Source organism: Bacillus sp. BD59S (assembly GCF_007363175.1).
Classification (GTDB): Bacteria; Bacillota; Bacilli; order Bacillales; family Bacillaceae_G; genus Bacillus_A; species Bacillus_A pacificus.
This window is the reverse complement of sequence record NZ_CP034686.1, coordinates 4,023,669-4,046,803: the sequence shown is the minus strand read 5'-3', so window position 1 is coordinate 4,046,803 and position 23,135 is coordinate 4,023,669. Positions and strand designations below refer to the sequence as shown.

General features: G+C 37.1%; 25 protein-coding genes. 22 read left to right on the top strand and 3 right to left on the bottom strand.

The genetic code is table 11. The features are described 5' to 3' along the window. Nucleotides 1-97 precede the first annotated feature (97 nt). The 8 genes from EKQ63_RS23250 to EKQ63_RS23215 all read left to right on the top strand — a co-directional run bounded on the left by EKQ63_RS23250 (nucleotide 98) and on the right by EKQ63_RS23215 (nucleotide 5,233). Entirely contained in the window at nucleotides 98-610 is a 513-nt protein-coding gene (locus EKQ63_RS23250; protein WP_000765309.1) for a YqeG family HAD IIIA-type phosphatase, read from the top strand. Between the two features lie 3 nt (nucleotides 611-613). Beyond that, nucleotides 614-1,720, top strand: coding sequence for a ribosome biogenesis GTPase YqeH (yqeH, locus tag EKQ63_RS23245; RefSeq protein ID WP_000140795.1), 1,107 nt, complete (start codon nucleotides 614-616; stop codon nucleotides 1,718-1,720). A gap of 15 nt (nucleotides 1,721-1,735) precedes the next feature. Beyond that, nucleotides 1,736-2,569 carry a shikimate dehydrogenase gene (aroE, locus tag EKQ63_RS23240; RefSeq protein ID WP_143881548.1) on the top strand — a complete coding sequence of 278 codons (834 nt, stop codon included), beginning with the start codon at nucleotides 1,736-1,738 and terminating at the stop codon, nucleotides 2,567-2,569. Nucleotides 2,570-2,574: 5 nt separating this feature from the next. Beyond that, the gene (gene yhbY / locus EKQ63_RS23235; RefSeq protein ID WP_000955224.1) at nucleotides 2,575-2,868 is read left to right on the top strand and encodes a ribosome assembly RNA-binding protein YhbY; all 294 of its coding nucleotides are present in this window, start codon (nucleotides 2,575-2,577) and stop codon (nucleotides 2,866-2,868) included. A 137-nt stretch (nucleotides 2,869-3,005) separates the two neighbouring features. Then, the gene (gene nadD / locus EKQ63_RS23230) at nucleotides 3,006-3,575 is read left to right on the top strand and encodes a nicotinate-nucleotide adenylyltransferase (RefSeq protein ID WP_029439961.1); all 570 of its coding nucleotides are present in this window, start codon (nucleotides 3,006-3,008) and stop codon (nucleotides 3,573-3,575) included. Beyond that, nucleotides 3,565-4,134: a bis(5'-nucleosyl)-tetraphosphatase (symmetrical) YqeK gene (yqeK, locus tag EKQ63_RS23225; RefSeq protein WP_087954261.1), complete on the top strand. Its 570-nt coding sequence runs from the start codon at nucleotides 3,565-3,567 to the stop codon at nucleotides 4,132-4,134. Before nadD ends, yqeK begins: the two co-directional genes overlap by 11 nt. After that, nucleotides 4,131-4,487 carry a ribosome silencing factor gene (gene rsfS, locus EKQ63_RS23220; RefSeq protein WP_000653200.1) on the top strand — a complete coding sequence of 119 codons (357 nt, stop codon included), beginning with the start codon at nucleotides 4,131-4,133 and terminating at the stop codon, nucleotides 4,485-4,487. The genes yqeK and rsfS overlap by 4 nt, the downstream gene beginning before the upstream one ends. Beyond that, nucleotides 4,484-5,233: a class I SAM-dependent DNA methyltransferase gene (locus tag EKQ63_RS23215; RefSeq protein ID WP_001105574.1), complete on the top strand. Its 750-nt coding sequence runs from the start codon at nucleotides 4,484-4,486 to the stop codon at nucleotides 5,231-5,233. Before rsfS ends, EKQ63_RS23215 begins: the two co-directional genes overlap by 4 nt. Nucleotides 5,234-5,404: 171 nt before the next feature. Here EKQ63_RS23215 and comER read toward each other — a convergent pair whose 3' ends face one another. Then, nucleotides 5,405-6,232, bottom strand: a complete 828-nt coding sequence (gene comER, locus EKQ63_RS23210) for a late competence protein ComER (RefSeq protein ID WP_087954262.1) — start codon at nucleotides 6,230-6,232, stop codon at nucleotides 5,405-5,407. A 77-nt stretch (nucleotides 6,233-6,309) separates the two neighbouring features. On the opposite strand from comER, the gene EKQ63_RS23205 reads away from it, so the two are divergent. The 3 genes from EKQ63_RS23205 to EKQ63_RS23195 all read left to right on the top strand — a co-directional run bounded on the left by EKQ63_RS23205 (nucleotide 6,310) and on the right by EKQ63_RS23195 (nucleotide 9,866). Next, entirely contained in the window at nucleotides 6,310-6,909 is a 600-nt protein-coding gene (locus EKQ63_RS23205; protein WP_087954263.1) for a helix-hairpin-helix domain-containing protein, read from the top strand. A 63-nt stretch (nucleotides 6,910-6,972) separates the two neighbouring features. Next, on the top strand, nucleotides 6,973-7,530 hold the full coding sequence (locus tag EKQ63_RS23200; protein WP_000439784.1) for a ComE operon protein 2: 558 nt from the start codon (nucleotides 6,973-6,975) through the stop codon (nucleotides 7,528-7,530). Nucleotides 7,531-7,544: 14 nt separating this feature from the next. Continuing rightward, entirely contained in the window at nucleotides 7,545-9,866 is a 2,322-nt protein-coding gene (locus EKQ63_RS23195) for a DNA internalization-related competence protein ComEC/Rec2 (RefSeq protein ID WP_143881547.1), read from the top strand. Between the two features lie 26 nt (nucleotides 9,867-9,892). On the opposite strand, the gene EKQ63_RS23190 is transcribed toward EKQ63_RS23195, so the two are convergent. Then, entirely contained in the window at nucleotides 9,893-10,027 is a 135-nt protein-coding gene (locus EKQ63_RS23190; RefSeq protein ID WP_000997609.1) for a YqzM family protein, read from the bottom strand. 345 nt (nucleotides 10,028-10,372) lie between these two features. Between EKQ63_RS23190 and holA the strand changes: the two genes are divergently transcribed. Further along, nucleotides 10,373-11,383: a DNA polymerase III subunit delta gene (holA, locus tag EKQ63_RS23185; RefSeq protein WP_143881546.1), complete on the top strand. Its 1,011-nt coding sequence runs from the start codon at nucleotides 10,373-10,375 to the stop codon at nucleotides 11,381-11,383. 83 nt (nucleotides 11,384-11,466) lie between these two features. Here holA and rpsT read toward each other — a convergent pair whose 3' ends face one another. Continuing rightward, the gene (rpsT, locus tag EKQ63_RS23180; RefSeq protein ID WP_001274011.1) at nucleotides 11,467-11,724 is read right to left on the bottom strand and encodes a 30S ribosomal protein S20; all 258 of its coding nucleotides are present in this window, start codon (nucleotides 11,722-11,724) and stop codon (nucleotides 11,467-11,469) included. Nucleotides 11,725-11,905: 181 nt separating this feature from the next. Between rpsT and gpr the strand changes: the two genes are divergently transcribed. The 10 genes from gpr (at nucleotide 11,906) to prmA (ending at nucleotide 23,073) form a co-directional block, all read left to right on the top strand. Continuing rightward, nucleotides 11,906-13,009, top strand: coding sequence for a GPR endopeptidase (gpr, locus tag EKQ63_RS23175; protein WP_087954266.1), 1,104 nt, complete (start codon nucleotides 11,906-11,908; stop codon nucleotides 13,007-13,009). After that, nucleotides 13,009-13,371: a YqxA family protein gene (locus EKQ63_RS23170; protein ID WP_140168608.1), complete on the top strand. Its 363-nt coding sequence runs from the start codon at nucleotides 13,009-13,011 to the stop codon at nucleotides 13,369-13,371. Before gpr ends, EKQ63_RS23170 begins: the two co-directional genes overlap by 1 nt. Before the next feature lie 210 nt (nucleotides 13,372-13,581). Next, nucleotides 13,582-15,405 (top strand): elongation factor 4, encoded by a 1,824-nt coding sequence (lepA, locus tag EKQ63_RS23165; protein ID WP_001030953.1) that lies wholly within the window; start codon nucleotides 13,582-13,584, stop codon nucleotides 15,403-15,405. A gap of 131 nt (nucleotides 15,406-15,536) precedes the next feature. Continuing rightward, nucleotides 15,537-15,911: a winged helix-turn-helix transcriptional regulator gene (locus EKQ63_RS23160; RefSeq protein ID WP_001293546.1), complete on the top strand. Its 375-nt coding sequence runs from the start codon at nucleotides 15,537-15,539 to the stop codon at nucleotides 15,909-15,911. A gap of 52 nt (nucleotides 15,912-15,963) precedes the next feature. Continuing rightward, nucleotides 15,964-17,103, top strand: a complete 1,140-nt coding sequence (gene hemW / locus EKQ63_RS23155) for a radical SAM family heme chaperone HemW (RefSeq protein WP_143881545.1) — start codon at nucleotides 15,964-15,966, stop codon at nucleotides 17,101-17,103. A 133-nt stretch (nucleotides 17,104-17,236) separates the two neighbouring features. Next, a complete protein-coding gene (gene hrcA / locus EKQ63_RS23150) occupies nucleotides 17,237-18,253 on the top strand; it encodes a heat-inducible transcriptional repressor HrcA (RefSeq protein WP_061687119.1) in 1,017 nt (338 codons plus the stop codon). Nucleotides 18,254-18,367: 114 nt separating this feature from the next. After that, nucleotides 18,368-18,934: a nucleotide exchange factor GrpE gene (gene grpE, locus EKQ63_RS23145; protein ID WP_087954269.1), complete on the top strand. Its 567-nt coding sequence runs from the start codon at nucleotides 18,368-18,370 to the stop codon at nucleotides 18,932-18,934. Between the two features lie 26 nt (nucleotides 18,935-18,960). After that, nucleotides 18,961-20,796: a chaperone protein DnaK gene (gene dnaK / locus EKQ63_RS23140; RefSeq protein WP_000034700.1), complete on the top strand. Its 1,836-nt coding sequence runs from the start codon at nucleotides 18,961-18,963 to the stop codon at nucleotides 20,794-20,796. A 194-nt stretch (nucleotides 20,797-20,990) separates the two neighbouring features. Beyond that, nucleotides 20,991-22,106 carry a molecular chaperone DnaJ gene (gene dnaJ / locus EKQ63_RS23135; RefSeq protein WP_071757255.1) on the top strand — a complete coding sequence of 372 codons (1,116 nt, stop codon included), beginning with the start codon at nucleotides 20,991-20,993 and terminating at the stop codon, nucleotides 22,104-22,106. Nucleotides 22,107-22,134: 28 nt separating this feature from the next. Next, nucleotides 22,135-23,073 carry a 50S ribosomal protein L11 methyltransferase gene (gene prmA, locus EKQ63_RS23130; protein WP_000872110.1) on the top strand — a complete coding sequence of 313 codons (939 nt, stop codon included), beginning with the start codon at nucleotides 22,135-22,137 and terminating at the stop codon, nucleotides 23,071-23,073. Nucleotides 23,074-23,135 lie beyond the last annotated feature (62 nt).

Sequence of the window (23,135 nt, the reverse complement as noted above, 5' to 3'; positions counted from 1 at the left end):
TTAATGTGGAAAATGTGTACAATTTTATCCACAGGCCATATATCGAAATATGTTGTCGAAAAATTTTTATGAAAACTCCTCAAAGAGGTGAAAGAAATTGAAACTATTTTTACCAAATGAATATGTGAAAAATGTATATCATGTTCAACCAGAAGATTTGAAAAAACGTGGAATTAAAGGTGTTATTACTGATTTAGATAACACTTTAATTGAATGGGATCGTCCAAATGCAACGCCACAACTTGAAGAATGGTTTTTGAAAATGAAAGAGCAAGGCATTCAAGTAACGGTCGTTTCAAATAATAATGAGCAACGAGTGAAAGACTTTGCTGATCCATTAGGCATTCCATTTATTCATAGTGCGCGTAAGCCATTTGTCCGTGCGTTTAAGCGTGCGATACAAGAGATGCAGTTGCAGCCAGATGAAGTTGTAGTAATTGGAGATCAATTACTAACGGATGTGCTAGGTGGAAACCGAGTTGGACTTCATACAATTTTAGTTGTACCAGTAGCACAAACGGACGGATTAGTAACGCGCTTTAATCGAAAAATTGAACGAAGAATTATGAGAAACATGAAGAAAAAAGGTTTAATTAACTGGGAGGAATAAAGTTTGACTGAAACAATTAAATGTATTGGTTGCGGTGTAGAAATTCAAACAGAAGATAAAAATGAAGTGGGATATGCTCCTGCCTCATCTTTAGAAAAAGAACAAGTCATTTGTCAACGTTGTTTTCGATTGAAACATTATAACGAAATTCAAGATGTATCATTAACAGATGATGATTTCCTACGTATTCTAAACGGTATTGGAAAATCAGATGCGTTAGTAGTTAAGATTGTAGATATTTTTGATTTTAATGGTAGCTGGTTACCTGGCTTACATCGTTTCGTGGGAAATAATAAAGTATTACTTGTTGGGAATAAAGCTGATTTAATTCCTAAGTCAGTAAAACATGATAAAGTAAAGCATTGGATGCGCTATAGTGCAAAGCAGCTAGGATTAAAGCCAGAAGATGTCTTTTTAATTAGTGCAGCAAAGGGACAAGGGATTGCTGAGCTGGCAGATGCGATTGAGTATTACCGCGGCGGAAAAGATGTTTACGTTGTTGGATGTACAAATGTAGGGAAATCAACATTCATTAATCGTATGATTAAAGAATTTAGTGATGAGACTGAAAATGTAATTACAACATCTCATTTCCCAGGAACAACGCTTGATTTAATTGATATCCCGTTAGACGAAGAATCTTCTTTATATGATACGCCAGGTATTATTAACCACCATCAAATGGCTCATTATGTTGGAAAACAAAGCTTAAAGCTTATTACACCAACAAAAGAAATTAAGCCAATGGTATTCCAATTAAATGAAGAACAAACATTGTTCTTTAGCGGACTGGCACGTTTTGATTACGTAAGTGGCGGTCGTCGCGCATTTACTTGTCACTTCTCAAATCGTTTAACAATCCATCGTACAAAGCTTGAGAAAGCAGATGAATTGTATAAAAATCATGCAGGGGATTTACTAAGCCCGCCAACACCAGAAGAATTAGAAAATATGCCAGAGCTAGTGAAATACGAGTTTAATATTCGTGAACCAAAAACGGATGTTGTATTCTCTGGATTAGGATGGGTTACTGTGAACGAACCGGGAGCAAAAATTGTTGCACACGTACCAAAAGGAGTAAGTGTTTCATTGCGTAAATCTTTAATTTAATATGGAGAGGGATTTATGAAACAATTATATGGTGTAATCGGAAATCCAATTGGACATTCATTATCACCCGTTATGCATAACGATGCATTTGAACACTTGAATATGGATGCCCATTATCATGCCTTTCTTGTTAAAGAGGAAGTGCTAGGGGAAGCAGTAAGAGGTTTAAAAGCGTTAGGTATTTCAGGATTTAATGTAACAACTCCGCACAAAGTTGCGATTATGGATTATTTGGATGAGATTGACCCGCTAGCAAAACAAATTGGTGCAGTAAATACGGTGGTTCATAAGGATGGAAAATTGATTGGCCACAATACAGATGGAATTGGTTTTGTCCGAGCGCTACAGTCAATTAGTAGTGAACCACTTCAAGAGAAACGTATTTTATTGCTTGGCGCAGGTGGTGCTAGTCGAGCTATTTATTTTTCACTTGCTGATGTAGGTGTGAAAGAGATTGATGTAGCGAATCGTACAGTAGATAAGGCGAAAGAACTTATTGCTGCATGTACGGCTACTGTTCATTCTGTTGCTCTATCGCTAGAGAAAGCAACAGAAGAACAAGAGAATTATGATATTATCATTCAGACGACAACAATAGGTATGCATCCACGCGTCGAACATACGCCGTTACAAATTTCTTCGTTGAAAAAGGGAACGATTGTATCAGATATAATTTATAACCCATTTGAAACGAAAATTTTATGTGAGGCGAAAGAGCAAGGTGCACTGATTCAAAATGGTATTGATATGTTTGTTTATCAAGGAGCGCTTGCATTTGAAATGTGGACAGGGTACACGCCAAATATCGAACGAATGAAACAATTAGTTATAAGAAAGCTTGGAGGCTAACATATATGTTAACAGGAAAACAAAAAAGATTTTTACGTGCACAGGCACATCATTTAACACCGATTTTTCAAGTGGGAAAAGGCGGAGTAAATGAAAATATGATTAAACAAATCGCAGATACTTTAGAAGCTCGTGAGCTATTTAAAGTAAGTGTGCTACAAAACTGTGAATTCGATCGCCGTGAAGTTGCAGAAGAACTTGCAAAAGGTGCACGTGCTGAAATCGTTCAAGTAATTGGAAGCACAATCGTTTTATACAAAGAGTCAAGAGAAAATAAACAAATTAAGCTTCCTCGATAAAAAGATTAGCATGCGCTATTTTTATCGTTGATGCGTAATGATGTAGAGAGCGAAACCAATTGAACTTTTATTAATAGCAACTCTCTTCATTCCTAACAGAAGAGAGTTGCTGTACGTAAAAGGAAGGGGCGTTTCTTTTGAGGAAAATTGGCATCATTGGCGGTACATTTGATCCGCCACATTATGGACATTTGCTCATTGCAAATGAAGTATTTCACGCTTTGAATTTAGAAGAAGTATGGTTCTTACCGAACCAAATTCCGCCGCATAAACAAGGGCGAAATATTACAAGTGTAGAAAGTCGTTTACAAATGTTAGAGCTTGCGACTGAGGCAGAGGAACATTTTTCTATTTGTTTAGAAGAGCTAAGCAGGAATGGCCCATCTTATACGTATGACACTATGCTACAATTGACGAAGAAGCATCCGGATGTGCAGTTTCACTTTATTATTGGTGGAGATATGGTTGAGTATTTACCGAAGTGGTATAACATTGAAGCGTTACTTGATCTTGTAACGTTTGTTGGGGTTGCAAGACCTGGGTATACATTGCATACACCTTATCCTATCACCACTGTGGAAATTCCGGAGTTTGCAGTTTCTTCATCTTTATTACGTGAGAGATATAAAGAGAAGAAAACGTGTAAATATTTACTTCCTGAAAAAGTACAGGTATATATCGAGAGGAATGGGTTGTATGAATCGTGAGAAAGCACTTCATATTGTCAAACAACAAATGCATGAAAAACGTTATATACACACAATTGGTGTAATGGAAACAGCAATTGAACTTGCTAAGTTATACGGTGTGGATGAAAAAAAGGCTGAAGTTGCAGCTATATTCCATGATTATGCGAAGTGTAGAGCGATTTCAGAGATGGAAGAGATCATTAAAAGTGAAGGTTTGCCGAAAGATTTACTTTGTTATAACAAAGAGTTATGGCATGCACCTGTTGGGGCATACTTAGTAGAAAAAGAAGTAGGCATTACGGATCCTGAAATCCTGCAAGCTATTACATATCATACAAGTGGTCATGAGAAAATGACGATGTTAGATAAAGTAATTTATGTAGCTGATTACATTGAGCCTGGGCGAAAGTTTCCGGGGGTGGAGGAAGCTCGTAAACTCGCATATACGGATATAGATCAAGCTTTATTATTTGCGTTAAAGAGAACAATTCAATTTTTAATGGAAAAAGATCAAACGATTTATCCATTAACATTCCAAACATACAATGCAGTTATCAAGGAGGAAATGAGTAAATGAAAGATAAAGATTTATTAGTATTAGCAGCAAAAGCGGCTGATGATAAGAGAGCAGAAGATATGGTTGTCCTAAATATGCAAGGTATTTCACCAATTGCAGATTATTTCATTATTTGTCACGGTAACTCAGATAAGCAAGTGCAAGCAATTGCACGTGAAATTAAAGCGAAAGCACACGAGTTCCAAATCGACGTACAACGTATGGAAGGTTTTGACGAAGCTCGCTGGGTATTAGTTGACCTTGGAGATGTAGTTGCTCATGTATTCCATAAAGATGAGCGTAATCACTATAATTTAGAGCGTCTATGGGGCGATGTGCCACGTGAAGATATTACAGAAGAGTTAGGCCAATGAACTACGAGCAATTTGCGTTGCTGTACGATGAACTAATGAATGATGTCCCTTATGATAAATGGGTGGAATTCACAGAGGAAAGCTTACAGCAAGCGGATGTGAAAGAGGCGAAGATTCTTGATGTAGCATGCGGTACTGGTAACGTAACGCTTCCGCTTGTACAAAAGGGTTACGATGTAATCGGTGTCGATCTTTCGGAAGAAATGTTAGCAGTCGCACAGCAAAAACTAGGCGAGGCAGGATATTTTATTCCTTTTTACCAACAAGACATGCGAGAGCTTGATGTTCCCGGTGAGTTTGACTGTGTAACGATCTTTTGTGATTCATTAAACTATGTATTGCAAGAAGATGGAGTGCAAGAAACATTCCGAAGAGTGTTTCATCATTTACGTCAAGATGGTTTGTTTTTATTTGATGTACATTCTTTATATAAAATACATCATGTATTTCAAAATGAAACATACACAGTGAATGGAGAAGAAATATCTCTTATTTGGAATTGCTTCCCTGGTGAAGATTCAAACAGTGTAGAACATGATTTAACATTCTTTGTTCAAGACCCAGAAGAAGATGTGTACCATCGTTTTGATGAATGTCACGTACAACGTGCATATCCGGTTGAAGAGTTAACGAAATGGCTTGAAGAAGCTGGTTTTACAGTGCTTCGTGTAACTGGTGACTTTGAGCGACTTGAAGTTACAGAACAAACAGAGCGTATTTTCTTCATGGCGAAGAAAAACGGATAAAACAAAAGCAACCGGGAAGGTTGCTTTTGTTTTATGAAGAAGCTGTAATTTTAGTTCTAGGATAATAAGAAGATGATATACGTGAATTGTGAAAGTACTAGTTTAAGTGAAAATGTAATGTGAAAAATTAAGTATTTATAAAAAGGATTTGGAATGACGATGACGTATTTATTATGTGTGTTTATTGAATTGCTGATCAACGCATTTTAAATCTTCATCAAATTTCTCGTGTGTCCGCTCGATTAATTTATGAAACATATCTCCAACATGTTCTTCTAAAACCCGAATACCTTCTCCTGTAACGCCGCCTTTCACACATACTTTTTCTTGTAAAGTAGGCAAAGTGAAAATCCCTTTGTCGAGTAGTTTCCCCATTCCAACGACCATTTCACTTACTAAAGTAGTGGCTTCTTCATGTGTAATATTTGTTTTATCTACAGCAGCGTTAATGAAACATTGTAATAAATAACTAAAGAATGCAGGGCCGCAGCTTGCTATATCAGATGAAACGCGCGTTATATCTTCTTCTATTACAAGGGGAGTAGAAATGTTTTTGAATAAGCGAAATAGTTTTTGTTGCCATTCTTCAGAGCAGTTACTTCCAAATGTAAATAGTGATGCGCCGGACAGGGCGCGGTTTGTAATGCTCGGAATAATACGGGCAACATGGCAAGGTACAAGTGTCTCTAATTGTGATGGAGATATTGGACTTGTGATAGAAACTAAGCACTTTTCATCAGAAAAATGTTTAGCGTATTTTTGCAAGATCGGGTATATATCTATCGGCTTTACGCAAATAAAAATAAGATGTGATCGTTCGATTACCTCATCAATAGTTTTGGCTATATGAACAGAAGGGTGTTTTTCCTTTATATGATATGCTTTGGCGGGCGTTCGATTAATGATCGTAAGGCACGAAGGTTTGACAGCACGGGTTTCTAAAAATGCATCGATTAGTATATTCCCCATGTTTCCTGTCCCTATAATTCCTATGTTCAATGTTTCATCCCTCCTTCGTAACAGCGTTCTCCTAAACAATATGAATGATGTTATAAATTTATGATTAGAGGTGAAAAATGATGTGGGATTTTCCAAAGAAATGGTTAGGATTAGTTGCTATTATTGGAACTGTGCTTTTTCTTATTTTCTGGAAAACGAATGAGCATACAGAGCGATCAGTTATTGCAACGGATGCTCAAGAGAAAGATATAGAGAAGAAAAATAAACCGAAAATATCCGATACAAAGCAGCAGAAAAAAATAATTGTAATTGATATGAAAGGGGCTGTTGTTAAAGAGGGGGTGTATGAAATGAAAGAAGGGGACCGGGTCAAGGATGCTATTGAAAAAGCAGGAGGTTTTTTGCCTGAGGCAGATAGGATGAAAGTAAATTTAGCACAAATGGTACAAGACCAAATGATTCTTTACGTACCGAATAAAAACGAACAAGTGCAAGAAGTAGCTGCTGTTTCAAAGGGAGAGGGAAAAGTTCAAATAAATACAGCTTCTAAAGAACAACTTGAAAAAATTACAGGTATTGGTTCTCGGAAAGCAGAAAGTATTTTGAAATATCGAGAGGAACATGGTCCGTTTCAAAAAATAGAAGATTTGTTAGAGATTGATGGGATTGGTGTGAAGTCTTTGGAGAAAATAAAAGATCAAATTATTATTCCGTAAAAGATTGACGAAGTTTTTCTTCATTCGCTACACTACAAGTAGACAAAAAAGTAGGTGAAGAATATGGAACGAATTTCATGGGATCAATATTTTATGACGCAAAGCCATTTGTTATCTTTGCGTAGTACATGTACAAGGCTTGCAGTAGGAGCGACAATCGTTCGTGATAAACGAATTATTGCTGGTGGATATAATGGTTCAATTAAAGGTGGTGTACATTGTATAGATGATGGATGCTACGTTATTGATAATCATTGTGTTCGTACAATTCATGCAGAAATGAATGCTTTATTACAGTGTGCAAAATTTGGCGTGAAAACGGAGGAAGCTGAAATTTATGTTACGCATTTTCCTTGTTTACAATGTTGTAAGGCGATTATTCAAAGTGGTATTACAGCAGTTTATTATGCACAGGATTATAAAAATCATCCGTATGCCGTAGAGTTATTTGAAAAAGCGAATGTAACGGTGAAACACGTTCCGCTAGAATATGATATTGCAGCATTAGAGGATCAAAAACGTCATATGGAGTTAAAAGAACTATTTGCATCTTTAGAAAAAGAGAACTTATCAATGGAAGAATTACAGCGTGTATTCACGAAAGCAAAAATGATGCTATAAGGAGTGAGTATGAGTTGCAAGGACAATGGGGCTATGTTGCAATCTCATTTATAATAGGGATTGCAATTGCCTTCTCCTCTTCAGTTGTATTGCTGACTTGTTGTCTCGTTATATATGTTTTCTTTTGTTTATATCGTACTTCGCGTAAAACCTTCTTATATTGTATGATAGCGTGTTTTAGTGGCGCTATGTACACCGCGTATGTTCAAGGGCAAAACAAGCCTCTGGGAGAGTCCTACGAAGCTACAAGAGGAGTGATACATACTACACCTCTTATTAACGGCGATCGCCTCTCATTTCAAGTTGAAGATCAGAATAAAAATATAGTGCAGTTAAGTTACAAAATGAAATCAGCCTCGGAAAAGAAACAAATGCGACAATTACATGCAGGAGTATCATGTGTATTCGAAGGTGAGAGGAAAGAACCGCAAATAGCTCGGAATTTCCATGGGTTTAATTATCATGATTATTTATATAAGCAAAATATTCATTTCATATTGGACGCTACATATATTTCTGAATGCCATAAAACATCGTTGTCACTCGTGCAATGGATTCTTCTTTTGAGGCAACAAGCAATCTCAGAAGTTACAGAAATGTTTCCAGAGCAATCAGGCGCTTTTATGAATGCATTAGTATTTGGTGATAGACAACAAATGACATTTGAAGTTGAAGAGCAATATCAACAATTCGGTCTCGTGCATTTGTTGGCGATTTCAGGATCGCATATCGTATTATTAATGGTAATCGTGTATTTTATTTTGCTAAGAAGCGGTGTGACAAGGGAGGTAGCAACAGTATGTCTTATCTTCTGTATTCCTCTATATATGATTTTAGCAGGAGCGTCACCATCTGTTATAAGAGCTTCTATAACAGGAGTTTTCATGTTAATTGCTTTTATGTGTTCTATTCGTTTATCTAGCTTAGATGCTCTAAGTATAACAGCTATATGTATGCTTATATTTGATCCGTATCTCGTGTTTAATATTGGCTTTCAGTTTTCTTTCGTCGGTAGTTTTGCTTTACTTTTATCTGCCCCGCTTTTACTAGAGAGTGGCAATGGAGTAATTCGAAATTCTATTTATATTTCTTTCATTTCACAGCTCGTTAGTACTCCGATTTTGTTATATCACTTCGGTTATTTTTCTCCATATAGTATTTTTCTAAATATCCTATACGTTCCGTTTTTATCTCTCGTTGTATTGCCGTGTAGTATTGTTATTTTGATATGTATACCGATCATCCCGTTTCTTGCAAAAAGGCTTGCGAATGTACTATCAATAGGTTTGAATCTTTCTAATGATTTTTTAAGTTATTGTGAAAAATTACCATTTACCCGTCTGAATTTCGGACAAACACCTATCCTTCTTGTAGCCTTATATTGCGTGAGTATTATTAGTATATTGATGGTTTGGGAAAGGCGAATGGCGAAGGGAATTCTGTTTATATCTGCGGGTGTATTTCTTTTTATTAGTACATGTCATTATGTATATCCGTATTTTCGAGAAAGTGGGAGTGTTACCTTTCTCGATGTTGGACAGGGAGATGCAATATTAATTCGCCTCCTGTATGATCAAGAGATTTACCTTATTGATACTGGTGGAACAATTCGTCCGAACAAGGAAGAATGGCAAAGGAAAAAGCATGAATTTTCTGTCGGAAATGATATTTTGATCCCTTATTTACAAAAGGAAGGTATTAAAAAGATCGATAAATTAATTATAACGCATGGAGATGCGGACCATATAGGTGCTGCGCAACAGTTATTATCAAATATAACCGTAAAAGAAGTTGTATTTGGCCGAAAGGAACAAGATGCGGAATTAGAAAAAATAGTAAAGAAACAGGCTTTAGAAAAGGAAGTGAAAATAAGAGAAGTGAGAGAAGGAGAAAGTTGGAGCATAAATGGAGCGGAATTTTTCGTATTAGCGCCAACAGGAAAGGAGAGCAGTGAAAATAACGCTTCAATTGTACTGTTGGCAAAATTAGGAGGACTAACGTGGTTGTTTACAGGTGATTTAGAAGAAGAAGGAGAGAAGTTTTTAGTAGCTACGTATCCAGAGTTGCGAGCGGATGTTTTAAAGGTTGCTCATCATGGGAGTAATACGTCATCTACAACACCTTTTCTGAGCGTCATACAGCCTAATATAGCGATTATTTCTGTCGGTGAGCGTAATAGGTATGGGCACCCTCATAAGGATGTTATAGAGCGTTTTGAGAAGAGGGGGATTGAAATATGGCGTACGGATAAGCAAGGGGCTATCTCCTATGTTTTTAAAGGGGAAAACGGAACCTTTCGCAGCAAAATCACATATGATGAAACACATAATAGATAAAAAAGACTGCCAGTAAGCAGCAGTCTTTAAGAACCGATAAATTTAATAACAGTTGCAATGATGAAAAGTGTTGCGAAAAAACCAAATGAGACGATAAATCCTACCCCTGAATCAATAGCGTCATTGCGTTTACTTTGAACGTTTTGTTCAAAATCATTCATTTAGAATCCCTCCCCAACATTCCACTTTAGTATAAAATATTGTCAGAAAAAAATCTACAATTTCCATATGAAGAGAGATATAGCGTTTTTACTACTTTTAGATCATGAAGTAACGTGAGTTTTTGTTTCCAAGCATGTTAACAGTTGGCACTTATACTCGAATTTTTATTGCGAATAATAAAGGGAAGGTGATTACCGCACACCAATAAGAAACCCGGGGCTTATTGCGTGGCGTTTAATATAAATAAAGGGACGGGTTATATTGCCTGTTCCTTTGTACTTGTAAAACAAAAGCTAGGGCATTAGTATAAATATATATTGCCAAGTTAGGGAGTAGGAAAAAGTATGAGTGATATACATAAAAAGATTAAAAAGAAGCAGTTTGCTCCGTTATATTTACTGTATGGAACAGAAGTGTTTTTTATAAATGAAACGATAAAGCTTATTACAACAGAAGCGCTTGAAGAGGAAGATCGCGAGTTTAATGTTGTGACATATGATTTAGAAGAAGCATATTTAGAAGATGTAGTAGAGGATGCACGTACACTTCCTTTTTTCGGAGAACGTAAAGTGCTATTAATAAAATCACCACTCTTTTTAACTTCACAAAAAGAAAAGTTAGAACAAAATATAAAAATTTTAGAAGAATATATCGGGGAACCTTCTCCCTTTTCTATTCTTGTTTTTGTTGCGCCTTACGAAAAGCTGGATGAACGAAAAAAAATTACAAAACTATTAAAGAAAACAGCGGATGTAGTAGAAGCGAATGCAATGCAAGTGCAGGATGTTCAGAAGTGGATTGTTGCTCAGGCAGATGAAGTGCATGTGCATATTGATCATGCAGCTGTTAGTTTGTTGTTAGAGCTTGTGGGAAGTAATGTAACGATGTTGGCGAAGGAAATGGACAAGTTAACGTTATATGTCGGTATGGGCGGAGACATTACACCGAAACTTGTTGCAGAGCTTGTGCCAAAATCAGTTGAACAAAATGTGTTTGCTTTGACAGAAAAAGTAGTAAAAAAAGATATCGCAGGTGCGATGCAAATTTTGGATGGATTATTTACGCAGCAGGAGGAACCTATTAAATTGCTTGCGTTACTAGTAAGTCAATTCCGTTTACTGCATCAAGTGAAAGAGTTACAGCAGCGTGGTTACGGCCAAAATCAAATTGCGTCCCATATTGGTGTGCATCCATATCGTGTAAAATTAGCGATGAATCAAACGAAGTTTTTCTCTTTTGAAGAATTAAAAAAAGTGATAATAGAATTAGCGGAAGCTGATTATAGTATGAAAACGGGAAAAATGGATAAGAAACTTGTGCTTGAGTTTTTCTTAATGCGGTTAAATCATATGTGATAAAACAAAAAAGTTCACGTGCTAAGAACGTGAACTTTTTTGTATATAAAAAAACGATCCGAATGGATCGTTTTTTAAACGCCTTACGCGTTTACTTGTTTCGCTAAGCGAGATTTTTGACGAGCTGCAGCGTTTTGGTGGATAAGACCTTTACGAGCTGCTTTGTCAAGTTTTTTAGAAGCAGTTTTGAAAGCTTCTTTAGCATTTTCAAGATCGTTATTAGTAACTAAAGCTTCTACAGTTTTAACAGCAGAACGCATGTCAGACTTGATAGAAGCGTTATGTGCACGACGCTCTTCGCTAAGTTTAGCGCGTTTGATAGCAGATTTGATGTTTGCCATACTTTTCACCTCCCTGGTGCAATCGAATGACTCGATTCTTAACATAGAACAAGTGATATTCTATCAAACGGTGAAGAGAATTGCAATAGTATATCTATGAAATTTCACGTAAAGGAAAGAATGACCTTATATAACTTTGGGAAATCTAACGATATTTACTATGAATGACGGAGGAGATACGATGAAAGAACCATTAGATTTAAGTAAATATAGTGTTAGAACGGACCTTGCTGTAGAGGCGCATCAAATGCTGCAAGAGCGTCAAGAAGAGCAAAAAGGGATACAAGGCGTTATTGTAAAAGAGAGGGAAGAAGAAGGTATTACCATTACAAAAGTTACAATTGATGAAGCTGCCTCTGAATCGATGGGTAAAAAACCTGGAAATTATTTAACGCTTGAAGTGCAAGGTATACGTCAACAAGATACGGAGTTGCAACAAAAAGTAGAGCGTATTTTTGCAAAAGAATTTTCTTATTTCTTAGAAGAGGTTGGCGTTACGAAAGAAGCGAGTTGTTTAATTGTTGGTCTTGGAAATTGGAATGTAACGCCGGATGCGCTTGGACCGATAGTTGTAGAAAATGTATTGGTAACGAGACATTTGTTTCAATTGCAGCCTGAAAGTGTAGAAGAAGGGTTTAGGCCTGTTAGTGCAATTCGGCCGGGGGTAATGGGGATTACAGGAATTGAAACTAGCGATGTTATTTATGGAATCATTGAGAAGACAAAGCCAGACTTTGTCATTGCAATTGATGCATTAGCTGCTCGTTCTATTGAAAGGGTAAATAGTACGATACAAATTTCTGATACAGGAATTCATCCTGGATCGGGTGTTGGGAATAAACGTAAGGAACTCAGTAAAGAAACATTAGGTATTCCTGTTATCGCAATTGGTGTTCCGACTGTGGTGGATGCCGTTTCGATTACAAGCGATACAATTGATTTTATTTTGAAACATTTTGGACGGGAGATGAAAGAAGGAAACAAACCTTCCCGATCTTTGTTACCGGCTGGTTTTACATTTGGAGAAAAGAAAAAATTAACAGAAGAGGATATGCCGGATGAAAAGAGCCGGAATATGTTTTTAGGTGCTGTAGGTACACTGGAAGATGAAGAGAAGAGAAAATTAATTTATGAAGTGTTATCTCCTCTTGGTCATAATTTAATGGTGACCCCAAAAGAAGTGGATGCCTTCATAGAGGATATGGCAAATGTAATAGCAAGTGGTTTAAATGCAGCGCTGCATCATCAAATTGACCAAGATAATACAGGAGCATATACACATTGATGGGAAGTGAGGATAATCATGTAAGCCGCTTTTGGCTTTTATGTATATGTAGTGTGGCTATATGCTTACTTATGGTAATAGCAGGGGTGGCACTTGCAAATCATGGATTGAAAAGTATGAAAGGTTATCAGCAAATGTCGTATGAACAAATCGCTCATATGACAGGAACAAAAGGTGAGGCTGCTGAATCAGAAACTTTGGAAGGTTCGTTTTCCGCTACTGAAAAACAAAAACAATTAGAAAGCTTAAAAAGTTTTAATATTGTAGAAGGAATGGGTATGGCGATAGCAAGCGTTGCCTACGAAATAACAAAGTTTGGAACAGATATAGTTGTTGGGAAAGTAAAAGGGATTTTTAGTTAAGAGTCAAACGGAGGACGGTTGTTTTACAGGTTTGTAAGACAGCCGTTTTTTAATTTGAAAAAGGTTTGTCTCTTATGGTTTGTTCGCATAAGATATAAATAGAATGATTTGTATTGTAAGCAGCACGAGTTTTCATTGAATCTTTGCTGCTCTATTGATATAATCAGTGCTAGTGTATATTGGCGAGACTATTAGGAGTTGAGAACATAGATGAACAAAGAAGAAAGAGCAAAAAGACAGTCCAAAATTCGTAATTTCTCTATCATTGCTCATATTGACCACGGAAAGTCAACGTTAGCAGACCGTATTTTAGAGAAAACAAACGCGTTAACACAACGTGAAATGAAAGCTCAGTTGCTTGACTCTATGGATTTAGAGCGTGAGCGTGGTATTACAATTAAATTAAACGCAGTACAATTAAACTATAAAGCAAAAGACGGCGAAGAATATATTCTTCACTTAATTGATACACCAGGACACGTCGACTTTACGTACGAAGTATCTCGTAGTTTAGCGGCTTGTGAAGGTGCGATTCTTGTAGTAGATGCAGCGCAAGGTATTGAAGCGCAAACGTTAGCGAACGTATACTTAGCGCTTGATAACAATTTAGAAATTTTACCGGTTATTAATAAAATTGACTTACCAAGTGCAGACCCAGAGCGTGTACGCCAAGAGGTAGAAGATGTAATTGGATTAGATGCATCAGAAGCTGTACTTGCTTCGGCAAAAGCTGGGATTGGTATCGAAGAGATTTTAGAACAAATCGTTGAAAAAGTGCCAGCACCAACAGGTGATTCAGAAGAACCGTTACAATGTATGATCTTTGACTCTTTATATGATCCATACCGCGGTGTAATTGCGTATATCCGTGTTGTAAATGGAACGGTAAAAGTTGGAGATAAAGTACGCATGATGGCAACTGGAAAAGAATTTGAAGTAACAGAAGTAGGTGTATTTACACCGAAAACTACGCAACGTGACGAGTTAACAGTAGGTGATGTAGGTTTCTTAGCAGCATCGATTAAAAATGTTGGTGATACACGCGTTGGTGATACGATTACACACGCGAAACGTCCGGCAGCTGAGCCGTTAGCAGGTTATCGTAAATTAAACCCGATGGTATTCTGTGGTTTATATCCAATTGATTCTGCACGTTACAATGACTTACGTGATGCGTTAGAAAAATTAGAGTTAAACGATTCTGCACTTGAGTTTGAACCAGAAACATCACAAGCGCTAGGATTTGGTTTCCGTTGTGGATTCTTAGGACTTCTTCATATGGAAATTATCCAAGAGCGTATTGAACGTGAATTTAAAATTGATTTAATTACAACAGCGCCAAGCGTTATTTATAAAGTATTCTTAACGAACGGTGAAGACATGATTGTCGATAACCCGTCTAATATGCCGGATCCACAGACAATTGATCGTGTTGAAGAGCCATTTGTTAAAGCAGCAATTATGGTTCCGAATGACTATGTTGGAGCTGTAATGGAAATTTGCCAAGGTAAACGCGGAACGTTTATTGATATGCAATATTTAGATGAAACGCGTGTTACATTGACATATGAAATTCCATTATCAGAAATCGTATATGACTTCTTCGATCAGTTGAAATCAAATACGAAAGGATATGCATCATTTGATTATGAGTTAATTGGTTACAAACCATCTAAACTTGTGAAAATGGATATTCTTTTAAATTCTGAGCAAGTCGATGCTCTATCATTTATCGTACACCGTGATTCAGCGTATGACCGTGGTAAAGTAATCGTAGAAAAATTAAAAGAATTAATTCCAAGACAGCAGTTCGAAGTGCCAATTCAAGCGACGATCGGAAACAAAGTTGTAGCGCGTTCTACAATTAAGGCGATGCGTAAAAACGTACTTGCGAAATGTTACGGTGGTGACATTTCTCGTAAGCGTAAACTTCTTGATAAGCAAAAAGAAGGTAAAAAACGTATGAAGTCTGTTGGTTCTGTAGAAGTACCGCAAGAAGCATTCATGGCTGTACTGAAAATGGATGACAACTAATATTTGGAATAAAAAAAGAAGTCGTTTATGCGGCTTCTTTTTTATGTATAATTACTTTTTAGACATCTGAGTAGCTCTCATTTACAATAGTGAGAGAGCTTTTTAGTTCATATAGAGTTAGGAGTTTGTTAATGTCCGAAAATATTCGAAAAGATATTCAAGAAAAAATACAAAATGGCAATTTTAATTGTGAAAAGGAATTGACGCTTTCTATTATTAGTGGAAAGTGGAAAGTTGTAATATTGTGGCATCTTGGTGTGGAAGGGCCTCATCGTTTTAGTGAATTACAGCGATTATTTCCGAGCATTTCTCATAAAGTTTTGTCAAACCAATTAAAAGAGTTAATGGAAGATGGGATTGTTGATCGAACAGTATACCCAGAAATTCCTCCGCGAGTGGAATATTATATGACGGAATTAGGCATGTCGCTTTTACCAATCGTTGAAATGATGTATGATTGGGGAAAAATGCGAATGGAACAAATTCGTAATACGTTAGAGAAGTAAAAGAAGCCTCCCGAGCGCGGAGGTTTTCTTTTTAGAAAGGTAGGAGTTATTTTTGGTGCAAGCTGCATATATTCATATTCCGTTTTGTCAGCATATTTGTCACTATTGTGATTTTAATAAAGTGTTTATTGAACGCCAGCCGGTCGATCAATATTTAGAGTATTTAGAGAAAGAAATAATCAATACAGTTCAAAAGGTACCGTTTGATAGTATGAAAACGATTTTTGTTGGCGGGGGAACTCCAACAGCATTAAATATGGAACAGACAAAGAAATTATTAGATATTATAAATCGTCGTTTACGTCCGTTTGCCCCGAATTGTGAATTAACATTTGAAGCGAATCCAGGTGATTTGCCGAAAGAGAAATTAAATGTATTGCTAGAAGGTGGAGTGAACCGAATTAGTTTTGGTGTGCAAACATTTCGAGATGAATTACTTGAGAAAATTGGACGCAAGCATACGAGAGAAGATGCGTTTGTAGCAATTAGAGAAGCGCAGGAAGTGGGCTTCAAAAATATAAATGTAGATATTATTTATGCTTTGCCAGGACAGACGATAGAAGATGTAAAAGAAACGTTACATATTGCTTTTACGCTTGGTGTACAACATTTCTCTGCATATTCATTAATTGTGGAACCGAAAACTGTGTTTTATAACTTAATGAATAAAGGGAAATTAAGACTTCCAGGTGAAGACCATGAAGCGAAAATGTACGAAATGGTAATGGATGAAATGGAGAAACATGGCTATACCCAGTATGAAATTAGTAATTTTTCAAAAGGTAATAATGAAAGTAGACATAATCTCACATACTGGAATAATGAAGAGTATTATGGATTTGGAGCTGGAGCGCATAGTTATGTAAATGGAGAACGTATCCAAAATGTAGGGCCGCTCAAGCAATATTTCAATAAGATCGATGAAACCGGATTTCCGTATTTAGATGTTCATGTGGTGACGGAGAAAGAAAAAATGGAAGAAGAGTTGTTCTTAGGACTCCGAAAAACAAAAGGTGTATCTAAAATAGCGTTTCAAAAGAAATTTAATATGGAAATGGATCAAGTTTTCGCGAAGCAGTTACAAAACAACCAAGAACAAGGATTGCTTGAAGAGAGCGATGGATATGTTCGTTTAACGCGAAAAGGAAAATTATTAGGGAATGAAGTATTCCAATCATTTTTGATTGACTAATTAAATGTTCCATTAACGTGAAAAAGTTTCATTATTTCGTGACGTTTCCGTTGACAATTGAATGTCAATTTTGGTAAGTTATTAATAGATTTAGCACTCGAAGACAAAGAGTGCTAACAGAGGTGATGATGAGATGCTTACGGAACGTCAGCTCTTAATTTTACAAACAATTATTGATGACTTTATTGGATCAGCGCAACCTGTTGGGTCAAGGACGTTGGCTAAAAAAGATGAAATTACATTTAGTTCAGCTACTATACGAAATGAAATGGCTGATTTAGAGGAACTAGGATTTATTGAGAAAACGCATAGTTCTTCTGGACGTGTCCCTTCTGAAAAAGGATACCGATTTTATGTAGACCATCTTTTAGCGCCGCAAAACTTACCGAAAGATGAAATTGTACAAATTAAAGATTTATTTGCTGAAAGAATTTTTGAAGCTGAAAAGATTGCACAACAATCGGCTCAAATTTTATCAGAGCTTACAAATTATACGGCCATTGTTCTTGGACCGAAGTTAAGCACAAATAAACTTAAAAACGTACAAATTGTTCCGCTTGATCGTCAAACTGCAGTCGCTATTATTGTAACGGATACAGGGCATGTACAAAGCAAAACGATTACCGTTCCGGAATCTGTTGATTTATCAGATTTAGAAAAAATGGTTAATATTTTAAATGAAAAGCTATCGGGCGTACCAATGTCGGAACTCCATAATAAAATCTTTAAGGAGATTGTTACGGTATTGCGCGGGTATGTTCATAATTACGATAGTGCAATAAAAATGTTAGATGGTACATTTCAAGTTCCTTTATCGGAAAAGATATACTTTGGAGGAAAAGCAAATATGCTTTCGCAACCAGAGTTCCATGACATTCACAAAGTAAGATCCTTGCTGACAATGATTGATAACGAAGCTGAGTTTTATGATATTTTGCGTCATAAACAAGTAGGTATTCAAGTGAAAATTGGTAGGGAAAACTCTGCGACAGCCATGGAAGATTGTAGTTTGATTTCTGCAACATATTCGATTGGAGAAGAACAGCTTGGAACAATTGCTATTTTAGGTCCGACAAGAATGCAATACTCTCGGGTAATTAGTTTATTACAGTTATTTACGAGACAATTTACAGATGGACTTAAAAAGTAAATGAGAGTAATACATTCGCTCAAGTGATGAACTTTTCATTGCTGTGTGTAATATATAATGCTTAGGTAATTGTGTTTAACATAGTACCTAATACCTTTTAAGGAGGTGAATATTGTGGAAGAGCGTAACGAACAAGTGGTAGAAGAAGTAAAAGAAGCGCAAGTTGAAGAAGCTGTCACGCCAGAAAACAGTGCAGAAACTGTAGAAGAAAAAAGTGAGGCTGCTCTTTTACAAGAAAAAGTAGATGAGTTACAAGTGAAACTAACGGAAACGGAAGGTCGCACATTACGTCTACAAGCTGATTTTGAAAATTATAAGCGCCGTGTCCAAATGGATAAACAGGCTGCTGAAAAATATAGAGCACAAAGTCTAGTTTCAGATATTTTGCCAGCTCTTGATAATTTTGAAAGAGCGATGCAAGTGGAAGCAACTGATGAGCAAACGAAATCCTTGTTACAAGGTATGGAAATGGTGCATCGTCAATTGCTAGAAGCGTTGAATAAAGAAGGTGTTGAAGTGATTGAAGCTGTTGGTAAACAGTTTGATCCTAATGAACACCAAGCTATTATGCAAGTGGAAGACAGTGAATTTGAATCAAATGCGGTAGTTGAAGAATTCCAAAAAGGTTATAAACTAAAAGACCGTGTGATTCGCCCATCAATGGTAAAAGTAAATCAATAATTTACATAAAAGTAGGAGGATTCGCCATGAGTAAAATTATCGGTATTGACTTAGGTACAACAAACTCTTGTGTAGCTGTTATGGAAGGTGGAGAGCCAAAGGTTATCCCAAATCCAGAAGGAAACCGTACAACACCTTCTGTTGTAGCTTTCAAAAATGAAGAGCGTCAAGTTGGGGAAGTTGCAAAGCGTCAAGCAATTACAAACCCAAATACAATCATGTCTGTTAAACGTCATATGGGTACAGACTACAAAGTAGAAGTTGAAGGTAAAGATTATACACCTCAAGAAATTTCTGCAATCATTTTACAAAACCTAAAAGCTTCTGCTGAAGCATACTTAGGTGAAACAGTAACGAAAGCTGTTATTACAGTACCTGCATACTTCAACGATGCAGAACGTCAAGCAACGAAAGATGCTGGTCGTATCGCTGGTTTAGAAGTTGAGCGTATCATTAACGAACCAACAGCAGCAGCGCTTGCTTACGGTTTAGAGAAACAAGATGAAGAGCAAAAAATCTTAGTATATGACTTAGGTGGCGGTACATTTGACGTATCTATCCTTGAGTTAGCAGACGGAACATTCGAAGTTATTTCAACTGCTGGTGACAACCGTCTTGGTGGAGATGACTTTGACCAAGTTATTATTGACCACTTAGTAGCTGAGTTCAAAAAAGAAAATAACATTGATTTAAGCCAAGATAAAATGGCACTTCAACGTCTGAAAGATGCAGCTGAAAAAGCGAAAAAAGATCTTTCTGGTGTAACACAAACACAAATTTCATTACCATTCATTAGTGCTGGAGCTGCTGGTCCATTACACTTAGAATTAACATTAACAAGAGCGAAATTCGAAGAGCTTTCAGCAGGTCTTGTTGAAAGAACATTAGAGCCAACTCGCCGTGCATTAAAAGACGCTGGTTTTGCTCCAAGTGAATTAGATAAAGTTATCCTTGTTGGTGGATCTACTCGTATCCCAGCTGTACAAGAAGCTATTAAACGTGAAACTGGTAAAGAACCATATAAAGGTGTAAACCCGGATGAAGTTGTAGCATTAGGTGCTGCAGTTCAAGGTGGCGTACTTACTGGTGATGTAGAAGGCGTACTATTATTAGACGTAACTCCACTTTCTTTAGGTATTGAAACTATGGGTGGCGTATTCACGAAATTAATTGAGCGTAACACTACAATTCCAACAAGTAAGTCACAAGTATTCTCAACAGCTGCTGATAACCAACCAGCAGTAGATATTCACGTATTACAAGGTGAGCGTCCAATGTCAGCTGACAACAAAACATTAGGTCGTTTCCAATTAACAGACCTTCCACCAGCACCACGTGGTATTCCACAAATCGAAGTAACATTCGATATTGATGCGAACGGTATTGTTAACGTACGTGCGAAAGATTTAGGAACAAGCAAAGAGCAAGCTATTACAATCCAATCTTCTTCAGGTCTTTCTGATGAAGAGGTAGAACGTATGGTACAAGAAGCAGAAGCAAATGCTGACGCTGACCAAAAACGTAAGGAAGAAGTTGAACTTCGTAACGAAGCTGACCAACTTGTATTCCAAACTGATAAAGTTGTAAAAGATTTAGAAGGTAAAGTGGATGCGGCTGAAGTTGCAAAAGCAACAGAAGCGAAAGAAGCATTACAAGCTGCGATTGAGAAGAACGAGCTTGAGGAAATCCGTGCGAAAAAAGATGCTTTACAAGAAATCGTACAACAATTAACTGTTAAATTATACGAGCAAGCTCAAGCAGCTGCAGGGCAAGCGGAAGGTGCACAAGGAGCACAAGATGCTGGCGCGAAGAAAGACAATGTAGTAGACGCTGAGTTTGAAGAAGTAAAAGAAGATAAGTAATAATAAATAAGTAAGATGACAAAAAGTCAAAGTCAAGCGTGCCTTGGCTTTGGCTTTTTTCACGAATGAGAAGGAATGTGTGAGGGTCTTAAGTTTTTTACTTTGCATACTGTAAGTGAGGAAACTTTGTTGCAAAGCACTTTCTTTCGGTGTTAAAATTACGTTTATGTGAAAGATTCGGGGGTTGTAAATTTATGAGTAAACGAGATTATTATGAGGTCCTTGGACTTAGCAAGGGTGCTTCAAAAGATGAAATAAAAAAAGCGTATCGTCGTTTGGCTAAAAAATACCATCCAGACGTAAGTAAAGAAGAAAATGCAATTGAAAAGTTTAAAGAAGTACAAGAAGCATACGAAGTATTAAGCGACGACCAAAAGCGTGCGCAATATGATCAATTTGGTCATGCTGGTGCAAATCAAGGTTTCGGTGGCTTTGGCGGAGGAGGAGACTTCGGCGGTGGCTTCGGTTTTGAAGATATCTTTAGTTCATTCTTTGGCGGCGGTGGCGGCAGACGTCGTGATCCAAATGCTCCGCGCCAAGGTGCTGACTTACAATATCAAGTCACTTTAGATTTTGAAGAAGCGATTTTTGGTAAAGAATTAAATGTCGAGATTCCGGTAGAAGATCCATGTGATACTTGTAAAGGTAGCGGGGCAAAACCAGGAACTTCAAAAGAAACATGTAAACATTGCTCAGGATCAGGGCAAGTAAGTGTAGAACAAAATACACCATTTGGTCGTATCGTAAACCGTCAAGCTTGTGGTCATTGTTCAGGAACTGGTCAAATGATTAAAGAAAAATGTACGACATGCCACGGTTCTGGTAAAGTACGTAAACGTAAAAAAATCAACGTTAAAATTCCAGCGGGTATCGATAATGGTCAACAAATCCGTGTATCTGGAAAAGGTGAAGCGGGCGTAAATGGCGGACCGGCAGGAGATTTATATGTTGTTGTTCATGTAAGAGATCATGAATTCTTTGAACGTGAAGGAGATCACATTATTTGCGAAATGCCATTAACATTCGCGCAAATGGCACTTGGTGCTGAAGTGGAAGTTCCTACTGTTCATGGTAAAGTGAAGCTGAAAATTCCAGCAGGAACACAAACAGGAACAGAATTCCGCTTAAAAGGGAAAGGTGCTCCGAACGTACGTGGATATGGTCAAGGAGATCAATATGTAGTCGTTCGTGTTGTTGTACCGACGAAATTAACTTCACATCAAAAAGATTTATTGCGTGAATTTGCGGGACAAGAAGAGCAGGATGATAGTTTATTCGGAAAGCTTAAACGTGCTTTCAAAGGGGAATAATGGAAATAAAAAATGGAGTTGGTAAATTGTGAAATGGTCAGAAATTAGTATTCATACAACAGAAGAAGCAGTAGAAGCTGTCTCTCATATTTTACATGAGGCTGGTGCTAGTGGAGTTGCAATTGAGGATCCAGCAGAGTTGACGAAAGAGCGCGAGCAACAATATGGTGAAATTTATGCATTGAACCCAGATGAGTATCCGGCGGAAGGTGTATTAATAAAAGCATATTTCCCGCAAACGGATTCTTTACATGAAACGATTGCAGGTGTAAAATCATCTATTGATGTGCTTCCATCTTACGACATCGAAATTGGTACTGGAAATATTACCGTTAACGAAGTCAATGAAGAAGATTGGGCTACTGCTTGGAAAAAATATTACCATCCAGTACAAATTTCTGATACATTCACAATTGTGCCGACTTGGGAAGAATATACACCATCTTCTCCGGAAGAAAAAATTATTGAATTAGATCCGGGTATGGCATTTGGAACGGGAACTCATCCGACAACAACGATGTGTATCCGTGCTTTAGAAAAAACAGTACAGCAAGGTGATACTATCATTGATGTAGGAACAGGTTCTGGTGTACTGAGTATTGCAGCAGCAAAATTAGGTGCGTCTTCTGTTCAAGCATATGATTTAGATCCGGTTGCGGTTGAAAGTGCAGAAATGAATGTGCGTTTAAATAAAACAGATGATATTGTATCTGTTGGACAAAATAGTCTTTTAGAAGGTATTGAAGGTCCTGTTGATTTAATCGTAGCTAACTTATTAGCAGAAATTATTTTATTATTCCCTGAAGATGCAGCGAGAGTTGTGAAGTCAGGCGGATTATTTATTACATCGGGCATTATTGCTGCGAAGGAAAAAGTAATTTCTGAAGCGCTAGAAAAAGCTGGATTTACAATTGAAGAAGTGTTACGAATGGAAGATTGGGTAGCAATTATTGCACGAAATGCGTAATATAGATTTTAGTCTATAATGAAAAGGGGAGTCTCTCACTATAAGGTGAGGGACTTGCCGTT

What these genes read in the sequence shown, in the direction of transcription:
- EKQ63_RS23200 (WP_000439784.1), top strand. Translation starts at nt 6,973, where the DNA reads ATGGAACGAATTTCATGGGATCAATATTTTATGACGCAAAGCCATTTG.
- yqeK (WP_087954261.1), top strand. Translation starts at nt 3,565, where the DNA reads ATGAATCGTGAGAAAGCACTTCATATTGTCAAACAACAAATGCATGAA.
- rsfS (WP_000653200.1), top strand. Translation starts at nt 4,131, where the DNA reads ATGAAAGATAAAGATTTATTAGTATTAGCAGCAAAAGCGGCTGATGAT.
- EKQ63_RS23190 (WP_000997609.1), bottom strand. Translation starts at nt 10,027, where the DNA reads ATGAATGATTTTGAACAAAACGTTCAAAGTAAACGCAATGACGCTATT.
- EKQ63_RS23170 (WP_140168608.1), top strand. Translation starts at nt 13,009, where the DNA reads ATGGGAAGTGAGGATAATCATGTAAGCCGCTTTTGGCTTTTATGTATA.
- EKQ63_RS23205 (WP_087954263.1), top strand. Translation starts at nt 6,310, where the DNA reads ATGATGTGGGATTTTCCAAAGAAATGGTTAGGATTAGTTGCTATTATT.
- EKQ63_RS23215 (WP_001105574.1), top strand. Translation starts at nt 4,484, where the DNA reads ATGAACTACGAGCAATTTGCGTTGCTGTACGATGAACTAATGAATGAT.
- lepA (WP_001030953.1), top strand. Translation starts at nt 13,582, where the DNA reads ATGAACAAAGAAGAAAGAGCAAAAAGACAGTCCAAAATTCGTAATTTC.
- yhbY (WP_000955224.1), top strand. Translation starts at nt 2,575, where the DNA reads ATGTTAACAGGAAAACAAAAAAGATTTTTACGTGCACAGGCACATCAT.
- aroE (WP_143881548.1), top strand. Translation starts at nt 1,736, where the DNA reads ATGAAACAATTATATGGTGTAATCGGAAATCCAATTGGACATTCATTA.
- gpr (WP_087954266.1), top strand. Translation starts at nt 11,906, where the DNA reads ATGAAAGAACCATTAGATTTAAGTAAATATAGTGTTAGAACGGACCTT.
- dnaJ (WP_071757255.1), top strand. Translation starts at nt 20,991, where the DNA reads ATGAGTAAACGAGATTATTATGAGGTCCTTGGACTTAGCAAGGGTGCT.
- dnaK (WP_000034700.1), top strand. Translation starts at nt 18,961, where the DNA reads ATGAGTAAAATTATCGGTATTGACTTAGGTACAACAAACTCTTGTGTA.
- rpsT (WP_001274011.1), bottom strand. Translation starts at nt 11,724, where the DNA reads ATGGCAAACATCAAATCTGCTATCAAACGCGCTAAACTTAGCGAAGAG.
- holA (WP_143881546.1), top strand. Translation starts at nt 10,373, where the DNA reads ATGAGTGATATACATAAAAAGATTAAAAAGAAGCAGTTTGCTCCGTTA.
- hrcA (WP_061687119.1), top strand. Translation starts at nt 17,237, where the DNA reads ATGCTTACGGAACGTCAGCTCTTAATTTTACAAACAATTATTGATGAC.
- EKQ63_RS23160 (WP_001293546.1), top strand. Translation starts at nt 15,537, where the DNA reads ATGTCCGAAAATATTCGAAAAGATATTCAAGAAAAAATACAAAATGGC.